Raw genomic sequence first — 12,857 nt, 5'->3', positions numbered from 1 at the left:
TTTCTTGAGAATTTTAAGAGAATACGGAAAAAGCAACAGAATAACGTATTTAACGAAATGGTCGATTATTCATGACAAACACCCACCAACAGAATCAGATGGCCAATGCTATCCGTTTTCTTGCTATTGATGCGATTGAAAAAGCAAATTCTGGTCATCCGGGCTTGCCAATGGGGGCAGCCGATATTGCTACGGTTCTTTATACACAATTCCTTGCTCATGATCCTAAAAATCCTCGCTGGCCTAACCGTGATCGTTTTGTGTTATCAGCAGGGCATGGGTCTATGTTGCTTTATGCTCTTTTGTATCTTTCTGGTTATGAAGATCTCTCTCTTGAAGATCTCAAAAATTTTCGCCAATTAGGGGCAAAGCTTGCTGGACATCCAGAATATGGGCATGTGGCGGGAATCGAAACAACCACTGGACCACTTGGACAAGGGTTGGCTAATGCCGTGGGGATGGCGCTTGGTGAGCGCTTACAAAATGCCCGTTTTGGTGATCTTATCAACCATTACACTTATGCGTTGGTGGGCGATGGATGCCTTATGGAAGGAATTTCTCAAGAAGCACTTTCCCTTGCTGGTCATTTAAAACTCAATAAGCTTATTGTATTGTGGGACGATAATAATATTTCTATCGATGGAGAAATTTCACTTGCTGACAGTACAGATCAGATTGCGCGTTTTAAAGCATCAGGTTGGGAGACCCATAAAGTCAATGGGCATGATCAAGCAGCAATTGCACGGGCTATTGAGGCAGCACAAAATTCCGATAAACCAACTTTGATCGCTTGTAAAACAACGATTGGTTTTGGAGCACCAAATAAAGCGGGGACCAATAAAGTTCATGGGTCCCCTTTGGGCGCACGAGAAATCGCTGAAACCCGTATCGCTTTAGGGTGGGATGCTGAGCCTTTCGTTATTCCAGCCGATATTCTCGATAGTTGGCGCTTGGCTAGTCTCAACGCTGCAAAAAAACGCCAAAAATGGGAAGCAAAATTTGCTAATCTTCCTATGTCAGAACGGGTGGAGTTTGAAAGGTTGATGCGGGGCGATCTCGTGGGCGGATTTGATGGCGTTATTGATACTTATAAACAGAAATTGGTTGAAGAGCGCCCTGTTGTTGCTACGCGTAAAGCTTCGGAAATGGCTCTTGAAGTGATCAATGAAGTCGTTACTGAGACCGTTGGTGGTTCGGCAGATCTAACCGGATCTAATAATACAAAAAGCAGCCAGATGAAAAGTATCTCTGCGAATGATTTTTTAGGGCGCTATCTCCATTATGGTATTCGCGAACACGCAATGGGAGCCGTGATGAATGGTCTTGCCCTTTATGGCGGCTTTATTCCTTATGGGGGAACGTTCTTATGCTTTTCTGACTATATGCGTCCTGCTATGCGTTTGTCTTCTCTCATGGGGTTACGGGTGGTTTATGTCATGACTCATGATTCTATTGGTCTTGGTGAGGATGGTCCGACCCATCAACCCGTGGAGCATTTGGCTGGTCTGCGCGCAATGCCTAATCATCTTGTGTTTCGTCCTGCTGATGCTATGGAGACAGTCGAGTGTTGGCAATTGGCTTTGAAAGCACGCAAAACGCCTTCTACTTTGGCTTTGAGCCGACAAAATCTACCGCTTTTGCGTCAAGAATATGAAGAAGAAAATCTCTGTATGCTTGGTGCTTATGAATTACTCACGGCAAGTGATGAGGCACTAGTGACTTTGTTTGCTTCCGGTTCAGAATTGCAAATTGCAGTAAAAGCACATGAAGTCTTAGAAGAAAAAGGCATCCCAACGCGTGTGGTTTCTGTGCCTTGTTTTGAACTCTTTTCTCAACAGTCTTGCTCCTATCAGCGTGCTCTCATTGGAAATGCGCCGATTAAAATTGCCATTGAAGCTGCTGTTGCCCAAGGATGGGACCGTTTTATTGGCTGTGATGGTGTGTTTATTGGTATGGAGGGGTTTGGAGTAAGTGGAACAATTGATGCCCTTTATGCGCATTTCGGTATTACTTGGGAAAATGTCGTTGCTACTGTTGAAAAAGAGCTGGAAAAAATCAAAGAGGAAAGGACAAAATGACAGCCTGTGTTGTCATGAATGCGGTGGTTATAGTGTATCATATTCTGGGCAGTGTTGTGGATGATCTTGTGCATTATTGTGGATAAGTGAGTGACCAAAATATTGACATTGTGGGAGTTATTGATTTGGGATTGGTGAAATATCCATTTATTGTGTTTTAAATGTTGTGCTTAAAAAAATTGATGAGGAAACATGTGAAATGACAGTTCGTGTTGCAATTAATGGGTTTGGTCGTATTGGTCGCAATATTTTACGTGCACTTGTGGAAAGTGGACGACAAGATATCGAAGTGGTCGCAATTAATGATTTGGGATCGGTGGAAATAAATGCCCATTTATTGCGCTATGATTCAGTTCATGGGCGTTTCCCTGGGATTGTTAAGGTGGTAGGGGATGCCATTGACGTGGGAGGTGGTTTAATAAAGGTATGTGCAGAGCGCGATCCTGCTCAATTGCCTTGGAAAGATTTGGATATCGATATTGCTTTGGAATGTACGGGCATTTTTACTGCGCGTGATAAAGCAAGTGCTCATTTGGATGCGGGGGCAAAGCGTGTTCTTGTTTCTGCGCCTTCTGAAGGAGCAGATCTTACGGTTGTCTATGGGGTTAATCATCAATCTTTAAGCAGCGAGCATCGCGTTGTTTCAAATGCTTCTTGTACAACCAATTGTTTGGCGCCTGTTGCACAAGTCTTGCACAACACCGTGGGTATTGAAAAGGGCTTTATGACAACAATCCATTCTTATACGGGTGATCAACCTGTGTTGGATACAATGCATCGTGATCTTTATCGTGCACGTGCAGCAGCTCTTTCTATGATTCCTACCTCAACAGGAGCGGCAAAAGCTGTCGGATTGGTCTTGCCAGAATTAAAGGGATTGCTTGATGGTGTATCGATTCGTGTTCCGACCCCTAATGTTTCTGTGGTTGATTTGACATTTACCGCTAAGCGTTCCACAACAATCGAAGAAATTAATACAGCCATTGCTACTGCGGCACAAGGTCCTTTAAAGGGCGTTTTGGATTATACAGAAGAAAAACTCGTGAGTTGTGATTTTAATCATAATCCTCATTCAGCTATTTTCCACAATGATCAAACAAAAGTGATTGATGGTAAGCTCTGTCGCGTTCTGGTTTGGTATGATAATGAATGGGGCTTTTCTAACCGTATGAGTGATACGGCTGTGGCTTTTGCTAATACAATATAAGAGGACCTAAGGGTCCTCTTTTTATAACAAAAAGTCTCATTTTTGTACAATTTTGAGAAAAATAGATAGAGGCTGTTGTTCTCATGCGCTAGAGAGAAGAGACTATTGAAAAATTGATGATGTGTTTTGTTTTAATACTGGGGTAATACGTGCTTTTAAAAGCTGCATGCAAGAGTAAACTTTGAAAAAGTAAGATCTGAACGAGACGCTCTTTGAGAAAACGTCAGAAAACAGGAGATGTAAATTCTTTTGTCTAGAAGTAAAAGGAAGCTTTAATAGAGATCAAGTTGAGTCAATGTATTTGTTTGTCTCAATGGGATATGAAGATTAAGAGCAGGTGGGCTTTTGTACATTTGACGATGAAAGCTTTGGATTTTCAAGCAGAGGGTGAGAGATAGGCTGTCGTGGATTTTTTGTAAAAGCAAAGAGGGGATAAGTGGAAAGAAAAGTGGGCAGGGTTGTTGGATGCGTTTTTATTTGAAACAATGGAAAGTGAAAAGGAAGCAGTGATGGGGTTTCGTACACTTGATGATGTTGATGTCACTGGGAAGCGTGTTCTTGTGCGGGTGGATTTTAATGTGCCAATGGCGCAGGGCAAGGTCTGTGATACGACGCGCTTAGAGCGACATAAAGAGACACTCGTTGAGTTACAAAAGCGTGGTGCTAAACTTATTCTGCTTTCTCATTGTGGTCGCCCTAAAGGAAAGGTAGAGCCAGAGTTTTCACTCCGTCCTGTGGTGCAAGTGCTGGAAAAGATCATTAATCAGCCTATTTCTTTTGCTCCTGACTGTATCGGTTCGGCGGTGCAGGTTGCGGTCGAGTCATTACAAAATGGTAGTGTTTTATTGCTTGAAAATGTTCGTTTTTATGCTGGTGAAGAAAAGAATGATTGTTCTTTTGCAGAAGCTTTGGCTCATAATGGGGATCTCTATGTCAATGATGCTTTTTCAGTTTCTCATCGTGCCCATGCTTCGGTGGAGGGAATAACGCATTTGTTGCCTTCTTATGCAGGGCGCTCTTTGCAAGGTGAGATGCAGGCGTTAGAAAAAGGACTTGGCAATCCAACACATCCTGTGGTTGCCCTTGTGGGAGGAGCGAAAGTCTCCAGCAAGCTTTTTGTGCTTAATCATTTGGTGGAAAAAGTTGACTCCTTGATTATTGGTGGGGGGATGGCTAACAGTTTTTTAGCAGCGCAAGGTATCCATGTAGGGAAATCTCTGTGTGAATATGCATTAATGGAAACGGTAAAAAAAATCATTAAAAAAGCGCAAGAGTGTCAATGTACGCTTCTGCTCCCTGTGGATGCTGTCGTTGGATTTCGCTTTGAAAAAGATGCACCGCATCGTCTTTATGACATTGAAGATATTCCACAAGATGGCATGATATTGGATATTGGGACGCGCTCTATTGCGCATATCAATGCCGTGATAGATAAAGCTGCTACTCTTGTGTGGAATGGACCTCTTGGTGTTTTTGAGATGACTCCTTTTGATAAGGGAACCATTGCAGTTGCACGCCATGCAGCAGAACGTAGTTTGACGGGAAAGTTGGTTTCAATTGCGGGAGGAGGCGATACAGTTTTTGCCCTTAATCATGCCGGTGTTGCCAATGATTTTACTTATCTCTCGACTGCTGGAGGGGCTTTTTTGGAATGGATGGAAGGTAAGGCTCTGCCTGGCATTCTTGCCCTTATGCAGGCTTAAGGGGGGGGCTTTGAAGAGAAGGTTAAAGAAAAACTATACGGTCGTGTAGGGTGTTTTGATAGTGTTGCGCATTTTTGGAAATTAAAACGGAACAAAGAGGAATTTTTTATGAATGAACGGCTTGAAGATATTGCACTTGCTTTGGTGCACGCGGGTAAAGGTATTTTGGCGGCAGATGAAAGTACGGCGACCATTGGAAAGCGTTTTGAAAGCATTGGTGTTGAATCCAATGAAGATAGGCGCCGTGCTTATCGTGAAATGCTTTTTAGTACAAAAGAAGCAATGGAAAATGCCATCTCTGGGGTTATTTTATTTGATGAAACCATTCGGCAAAAAGCATCAACTGGGAAAATGTTGACGGATCTTATTCGGGATGCAGGTGCTTTGCCAGGGATTAAAGTTGATACCGGTGCAAAACCCTTGGCCGCTTTCCCCCAAGAGACAATTACCGAAGGGTTGGATGGTCTTCGTGAGCGGCTAAAAGACTATTATGCTTTGGGAGCACGTTTTGCTAAATGGCGTGCGGTAATTGCTATTGATGAACACACTTTGCCAACAAGAGGCGCTATCAATCAAAATGCACAAGCTCTTGCACGCTATGCTGCCTTGTGTCAGGAACTCAATATTGTACCCATTGTTGAGCCGGAAGTGTTGATGGATGGACCATCGTGTGGGCATTCCATTACACGTTGCTTTGAGGTGACACGCACCGTTTTGACAACCGTCTTTAAAGAATTGTTTGAAGCCCGTGTTCTTTTGGAGGGGATGATTTTAAAGCCCAATATGGTGATTGATGGCAAGGAAGCGCGCAAGGCTGGTGTTGAAGAAGTTGCTGAAAAGACCGTCCAGGTGCTTAAACAGACTGTTCCTGCCGCTGTTCCAGGGATTGCTTTTCTTTCTGGAGGGCAGTCTGATCAGGAAGCAACGGCGCATTTATCTGCCATGAATTCTTTGGGCGCATTGCCTTGGAAATTGACCTTTTCTTATGGGCGAGCATTGCAAGCAGCTGCCTTAAAAGCATGGGCTGGAAAAGATGAGAATATTGCTGTTGCACAGAAGGCATTTCGTCATCGCGCTCGGATGAATCATCTTGCGGCTTTAGGACAATGGACAACAGAACAAGAAAAAGTGAGCGCTTGAATTGCCATAAGGGTGTGCGCTGATTGTTCTTGATGCAAATGCTTTGCTTAGCAGGAAGGGCAATCAGAATTCACAAGTTCTCCCACGCTATGCTGCCTTGTGTCAGGAACTCAATATTGTACCCATTGTTGAGCCGGAAGTGTTGATGGATGGACCATCGTGTGGGCATTCCATTACACGTTGCTTTGAGGTGACACACACTGTTTTGACAACCGTCTTTAAAGAATTGTTTGAAGCTCGTGTTCTTTTGGAGGGGATGATTTTAAAGCCCAATATGGTGATTGATGGCAAGGAAGCGCGCAAGGCTGGTGTTGAAGAAGTTGCTGAAAAGACCGTCCAGGTGCTTAAACAGACTGTTCCTGCTGCTGTTCCAGGGATTGCTTTTCTTTCTGGAGGGCAGTCTGATCAGGAAGCAACGGCGCATTTATCTGCCATGAATTCTTTGGGCGCATTGCCTTGGAAATTGACCTTTTCTTATGGGCGAGCATTGCAAGCAGCTGCCTTAAAAGCATGGGCTGGAAAAGATGAGAATATTGCTGTTGCACAGAAGGCATTTAGTCATCGGGCTCGGATGAATCATCTTGCGGCTTTAGGACAATGGACAACAGAACAAGAAAAAGTGAGCGCTTGAATTGCCATAAGGGTGTGCGCTGATTGTTCTTGATGCAAATGCTTTGCTTAGCAGGAAGGGCAATCAGAATTCACAAGTTCTCCCACGCCATGCTGCCTTGTGTCAGGAACTCAATATTGTACCCATTGTTGAGCCGGAAGTGTTGATGGATGGACCATCGTGTGGGCATTCCATTACACGTTGCTTTGAGGTGACACACACTGTTTTGACAACCGTCTTTAAAGAATTGTTTGAAGCCCGTGTTCTTTTGGAGGGGATGATTTTAAAGCCCAATATGGTGATTGATGGCAAGGAAGCGTGCAAGGCTGGTGTTGAAGAAGTTGCTGAAAAGACCGTCCAGGTGCTTAAACAGACTGTTCCTGCCGCTGTTCCAGGGATTGCTTTTCTTTCTGGAGGGCAGTCTGATCAGGAAGCAACGGCGCATTTATCTGCCATGAATTCTTTGGGCGCATTGCCTTGGAAATTGACCTTTTCTTATGGGCGAGCATTGCAAGCAGCTGCCTTAAAAGCATGGGCTGGAAAAGATGAGAATATTGCTGTTGCACAGAAGGCATTTAGTCATCGGGCTCGGATGAATCATCTTGCGGCTTTGGGACAATGGACAACAGAACAAGAAAAAGTGAGCGCTTGAAGCACAAGCCCTATACCTAAATGCGGAGAGATTTTTCATATTTCTGCGTAATGTGAGGTGCCCTTATCTTGATAAAAATGGCGGGGGCGTTTTAGGATTGAAAGCTTTCTCAGAGAGTTTTCTCCGTGGATATTTTAAAAGTCTTTATGGAGGCTATCGAGAGATAAGATTGCGGGAGAGGTGTGCGATTTCGGGAAGGAGAGATGATGTGCTTTAAAGGAAATTTGTGAATGCGCAGCATCTTAGTATGTTGTCGTTTATGAGGTGGGCACTTACTTTTTGCGTGAAAATCATAAAGCTAGTACTGTATTGAAGAGCTTGATGAAGAGTTTGATATTGTGATATTTTTTCTTTTTCATGTTATCATTGCTTGTCATTAGCAGAATCCATTTGATTGCAGTTTGGTGGATAAGCGGGTAGATTGGAGAGTTGCGATGTCTGAGTGGATTAGATAAACAGCTTATGAAGTTTTTGTGCGTCAGGATAGCTTCTTTTTCAATGGGGGGAGTTTTTCTATTGACGAACGGATTGAATAACTCTTGCTAACAAAAATAGATTTGCACCTCAATAAACCACCTATTTTTTCGTTAAAATGGATAAATTTTTCTTGTATTTTGTGATGATATAATTACAAATAGCTAACTTCATAGCATTTTGTCTTAAAATATGGGGGGGAGTTGTGGACAGCATATCTTCTAAGAATAACAGTATATCTTCTAAGAATGTAAACACCAAAGAAAAAAATCGATACGCAGAACAGAGCTTTTCTGTAATTATGATGCGAAATTTGTGCCATATGGTGCGTAGAGTATTCGCTGGAATATTTGGAGTGTTTACTTTCATAATTTTTCTTATCCTGTTCCGCATACGTGGACCGGTTCATGCCGTGTTAAATTTCTTTGGGGGAGCGAGTATGTTAGCGTGCTTTTTGTTTTTTTTCGGATACCTCTTAGAACGCCGTGACGCAACAGCAGATGAAGCCGCTATATCGTCCGCATTATTCTTAACAATTGGTGAAGGCGTTTTTTCTGTTGTATGCATGTCTGCTGCGTGGGGTTACGATGCTCTCTTATTCCGTTTAGCACCTCCTGGGTATGTTCTTATTCTCCCTGAATAAATCCTGAATAAATAGAGTGCACTTCATTTGCATACAAATCAAAATGAGAGGCTGTCTGCCTCTCAAATTCTTAATAATCGCTCTACAAAATCATGACATCAGATCCGCGTTTAATGAAGGGACTAACAAGCTTTGATCCTTAAGCTTAAGGGAAACCTTTAAAGGAGCACTTAACGGCATCCTTGACCTAAGACACCTAAACGGCTTATTTTATCCTTCTCATGCGGCTTCTGAAATCATGATATAAGGGGAAAGCTTCTCATGGTGCCTAAATGGTACCTTATCGTGTGTTAAATGGAAAAATGAGAAAAAGCATCTTTATGCAATATAATCCAATTATGATTTTTTGATTTGAACATAAAGGGTTTAAAGTTCTACAAGACTGATACGGTATAAAGGTGGAAGGTTGCCTATACTTAGCAACTAAGGCGTATTTTAGGTGCTCTTGATATAGCTATATCACCAAGTGATTTTTGAATGACTCATCCTTTTAGCTCCATTCACTAAAAGGTCATTTTGTGGGCTTTAACAGCTTACTTGTAATCTATTTATATCTGTGTAAAATAATCTACATTCTGGATAGATTTTTTGGGATCGGTAAGGACGCTCAAACTTTGGGTGTTTTGATCAGCACTCTACTCCGTTGGGAATGTGAAGGCAAAATTATTTCTGAGCATACTGAAGGAGGTCATTGCCGTTGTGACCTCTCCAAGTTGAGACATGATTTTTTCGTTCGAGAGAACTTTCTCAAAGAAAAACCGTTGCGTATGCTCGTGTATCGAGCCATGATCAACAAAACGATTTAGAGCGACAAAAACAGGTTCTCGAGCTTTATTGTGCAAGCCAAGACTGGATTTATGAACTCATCTCTGATTGAGGATCAGGGATGAATTATCGTAAAAAAGGTCTTAAACGTTTATTGGATGCTCTCATTGAAAATGAAATAGGGAAAATGAAATAGGGAAAATGGAATAGGTCGTTTGGTGATTACGCATAAAAATCATTTATTGCGCTTTAGTGTGGAATTGGTCTTCGCCATTTGTGAAGCCAAACAAGGTGGGGGTGTTATTCTCAATCAAGGAGAAAAAAGCAGTTTTGAAGAAGATTTAGCCAAAGATGTTTTAGAAATTATTACTGTCTTCAGTGCTCGTCTTTATGGAAGTCGTTCGAGAAAAAATCAAAGGTTATTAGAGAATGTTCGTCAAGCTGTAGAGGCATTGCAATGATTGTTGCTCACAAAATCGCTCTAGACTTAAACAATAAACAGCGAAGCTATATGACTCGAGCCAGTGGTTGCGCGCGCTTTGCTTATAATTGGGCACTGAAGGAATGGCGGCAGCAATATGAAGTATGGAAGAAAGATAATAATTTACCAAAGCCTAATGACTATGCGCTCCGTAGACAATTCAATTCTCTAAAACGAGAACAATTTCCATGGATGATGGAAGTTACAAAAAATGCTCTCCAAATGGCAATTATTCAATTGGGTGCGGCTTTTAAGAATTTCTTTTCAGGAAGAAGCTGATATCCCACTTTTAAAAAGAAAGGAATGCACGATCGTTTTACTTTGACCAATGATCAAATACAGTTTCAAGGTTCCAAGATAAGAATTCCCAAACTTGGTTGGGTTCGTCTGCGAGAACAATTGCAATTTCAAGGAAAGATCTTGTCAGCAACCATTAGCCGTAAAGCGGATCGGTGGTTTGTAAGTCTTAGCGTTGAAACAGATAATCAAGAGTCACTAAGCGAGAACCAAGCGATTGTTAATCTTGATTTGGGCATCAATGCACTTGTAACGCTTTCCACAGGAAAAACCATAGGAAGCGTTAAACTTTATAAGGCTTTGCTAAATCGTTTACGGCGCTTATCACGGCGTTTAAGTCGTAAGCAAAAAGGCTGGAGCCACCGCCATAAGGAGAAACAAAAACGCGCTAAGCTTCATGCACGGATAAGAAATATCAGAACGGATAATTTGCATAAGGTTACAACAGATTTAATTCAGCGTTTTGGTACATTTTGTCTCGAAGTTCTTCATGTAAAAGGCTTACTGAAAAATCAGCATTTATCGCGTGTCCTTGCAAATCGTTGGTATGCGAGCCGTAAGATCTGCCATCATTGCGGATGTAAAATTGAACAATTGCCTCTTAACATACGTGAGTGGAGATGTTCTCATTGTAGTACACACCATGATCGAGACATTAATGCCGCGATTAATTTCAAAAACTTGGCGGTGAGTTCCACCGTGTCAGCCTGTGGAGAGGAAGGCTCTGGGCCAATGTCCTGTGACTTTGGTGAAACCAGCCTCGAAGAAACAGTAAATTAACAGTAAGTATATTGAATCAGAAATGATCATATTTACATAAGTTTAATAGAACGGTTCTTGGTTAATGACTGTAAAGGAAAATTAGCACGTAATATTTCGCTTTGCTGGTATAGATGCTGAATTAGTTGATTATCTAGAGGATCACTAAAGAGGGAGCGCTGAAAAATGATGGAAAATCCTCTACACCTCGGTGAACTTGTGGTTAAAGATATAATCGTAGAACTTGGCTTATCTGTTACTAAAACAGCTGAACGGTTTGAAATGATTCGGGTGTCAGTTTTGCATGTGCTTGGCTAACTATGCAAAAAATTATGATTTAGTGCAAGCTTTAAAACATAAACACCCTAAAGATATATCCTTTTTGTACACGTTCCTATCATCGTTAAAATGCCTTCTTAAAGTACGACAGGTGGTGCTATAAAGTTGAGGGCTATAAATATAAATGATGGGGTTGGGGCTTGGCGGATGAGAAGATGGTGTTCAGTCGAAGCACTCTATCCTTATTTTATAGGCTATGACTGGAAGAGAGGGCTGGAAAGATGATTTGTGAGTAAAGAGAAAGTGTTTTGAGGTTGCGTGTCTGCAAGAGAAGAACAGTGGTCATGGTGATATTTACAAAAAATAAATTTGATAAATTTGATAAAATTTTACGATTTTGCCAACAGCTGGTTTATTATAAAAGCTGTTGCTCATACGCGCTCACACAAAGTTATAAGAAGTCCAAAAGCGTTAAAAGAGTCTTTTCTCTTTTTCAAGAATATGGATCTGCAAACAATGTTAAAAAAGTGTTCGTTTTTTTGAAAGAGAATAAAAGGATACTCGTGCAGATGAGAGAAGCGTATTTGTGAATTACAAATTACAATTTGTCATGATTTTCGGTAAACATTATTGTTTAGGGCGGTGATAGAGGACATGAAAAATTTTTCATATTCAGTTTCTTAAAGAGTGTGGTAAGTTTTTAGGGTAGAGCTTGTGCCCGTAGAGCCTATCAAGTAAGCCGCATAAGGGATTCAGCAAGCTGGCACCATTATACTCTTCGCCAGCGCCCCAATGTTGTGATAGCTCTTGGTACTTAAAGGGGCAAGAGAGGCTTTTATTCCTTTCTTGTACAGTTTCACCCCACACGCCAACACCGCTTGTGATGTGCAAGCAAGAAAGTTTGTTCGCTTCACTATAAGGGTTTTACATGAGAAAATCCCATGGTATTCATGATCTCTCATGAAAAACAATGAATTATCTTTATAAATCAACGTGACGGTGCTGTTATGAAGAGAACCCCTTGCACACCTTAATAGTCCATAGAGATTAACTAGGTATTGTTTTTATATTCTGTATACAGATGAAGTATTTTTATAAAAATGCTCGATTTCATAAAGAAAAAAGAACAGCCTGTTAAGACATCAAAAAGAAAAACACCTCAATGCTTGCCCCTCTTTTTTCCATGAGAGATTTAAATTGATAAGCCCGTCTGAAAAGAGTGCTGTTTATGCCCCTGAAAATACTGCTCTTTATAATGATTACTTACTCAGGTGAAAATTGGAGTTTTGCCAAGTAGGCATAAACGCCATTTTTTGCCACAAGTTCTGCATGGGTTCCTTTTTCCACAAGAGCGCCTTTATCCATCACGAGAATACGATCAGCTTTTAAAATTGTTGCCAAACGGTGTGCAATCACCAATGTTGTACGATTTTGCATCAATCCTTCTAAGGCATCCTGCACCAACTTTTCACTGTTTGCATCTAAAGCGGATGTTGCTTCATCAAGCAGCAAGAGGGGTGCATTTCTTAGAATTGCTCGTGCAATACCAATGCGTTGTTTTTGCCCCCCAGAAAGCATGGTACCACGTTCTCCTACTTGTGTATTCAAGCCATCTGGTAAAGCTTGGATAAATTCAAGTGCATTAGCCGCTTTAGCGGCAGCAAGGATGTCCTCTTCATGGGTATTTTCAGTTCCAAAAAAGAAGGACAGTTTGCAATTATTTCATTTCAAATCTTTATACTCTACGAGAAAGGATTTATGCTCGTATT

The 12,857-nt window shown here is 41.6% G+C and carries 8 protein-coding genes and 4 pseudogenes; 11 read left to right on the top strand and 1 reads right to left on the bottom strand.

Translation table 11 applies throughout. The features are described from left to right. The first annotated feature begins 71 nt into the window (after positions 1-71). From tkt to QHG57_RS01010, 11 genes and pseudogenes are all read left to right on the top strand, one after another. Positions 72-2,078, top strand: a complete 2,007-nt coding sequence (tkt, locus tag QHG57_RS01060) for a transketolase (protein ID WP_330169297.1) — start codon at positions 72-74, stop codon at positions 2,076-2,078. A gap of 199 nt (positions 2,079-2,277) precedes the next feature. After that, a complete protein-coding gene (gap, locus tag QHG57_RS01055; protein WP_330168262.1) occupies positions 2,278-3,285 on the top strand; it encodes a type I glyceraldehyde-3-phosphate dehydrogenase in 1,008 nt (335 codons plus the stop codon). 509 nt (positions 3,286-3,794) lie between these two features. Continuing rightward, a complete protein-coding gene (locus tag QHG57_RS01050; RefSeq protein WP_330169595.1) occupies positions 3,795-4,988 on the top strand; it encodes a phosphoglycerate kinase in 1,194 nt (397 codons plus the stop codon). A 108-nt stretch (positions 4,989-5,096) separates the two neighbouring features. Then, entirely contained in the window at positions 5,097-6,128 is a 1,032-nt protein-coding gene (locus QHG57_RS01045) for a class I fructose-bisphosphate aldolase (protein ID WP_330168261.1), read from the top strand. Positions 6,129-6,144: 16 nt separating this feature from the next. Beyond that, positions 6,145-6,759, top strand: a pseudogene (locus QHG57_RS01040) (class I fructose-bisphosphate aldolase); the annotation flags it as partial. A gap of 16 nt (positions 6,760-6,775) precedes the next feature. Continuing rightward, positions 6,776-7,390 (top strand): annotated as a pseudogene (locus tag QHG57_RS01035) (class I fructose-bisphosphate aldolase); the annotation flags it as partial. Positions 7,391-8,303: 913 nt separating this feature from the next. Further along, positions 8,304-8,507 (top strand): hypothetical protein, encoded by a 204-nt coding sequence (locus tag QHG57_RS01030; protein WP_330169296.1) that lies wholly within the window; start codon positions 8,304-8,306, stop codon positions 8,505-8,507. A 575-nt stretch (positions 8,508-9,082) separates the two neighbouring features. Then, positions 9,083-9,733: pseudogene (locus tag QHG57_RS01025) on the top strand (IS607 family transposase). Then, the gene (locus QHG57_RS01020) at positions 9,730-10,032 is read left to right on the top strand and encodes a helix-turn-helix domain-containing protein (RefSeq protein WP_330169295.1); all 303 of its coding nucleotides are present in this window, start codon (positions 9,730-9,732) and stop codon (positions 10,030-10,032) included. The pseudogene QHG57_RS01025 and the gene QHG57_RS01020 overlap by 4 nt, the downstream one beginning before the upstream one ends. Positions 10,033-10,056: 24 nt before the next feature. Continuing rightward, the gene (locus QHG57_RS01015) at positions 10,057-10,830 is read left to right on the top strand and encodes an RNA-guided endonuclease InsQ/TnpB family protein (protein WP_330169294.1); all 774 of its coding nucleotides are present in this window, start codon (positions 10,057-10,059) and stop codon (positions 10,828-10,830) included. A 165-nt stretch (positions 10,831-10,995) separates the two neighbouring features. Further along, complete coding sequence (locus tag QHG57_RS01010) at positions 10,996-11,127, top strand: helix-turn-helix domain-containing protein (RefSeq protein WP_330168257.1); 132 nt, start codon at positions 10,996-10,998, stop codon at positions 11,125-11,127. Positions 11,128-12,351: 1,224 nt separating this feature from the next. Here QHG57_RS01010 and QHG57_RS01005 read toward each other — a convergent pair. After that, positions 12,352-12,786, bottom strand: a pseudogene (locus QHG57_RS01005) (ATP-binding cassette domain-containing protein); the annotation flags it as partial. Positions 12,787-12,857: the final 71 nt, after the last annotated feature.

Origin of the sequence: Bartonella grahamii subsp. shimonis, from assembly GCF_036327415.1 — a bacterium.
Taxonomy (GTDB): domain Bacteria; phylum Pseudomonadota; class Alphaproteobacteria; order Rhizobiales; family Rhizobiaceae; genus Bartonella; species Bartonella shimonis.
The sequence above is the reverse complement of the archived record's forward strand: the minus strand, read 5'-3'. Positions and strand labels throughout refer to the sequence as shown.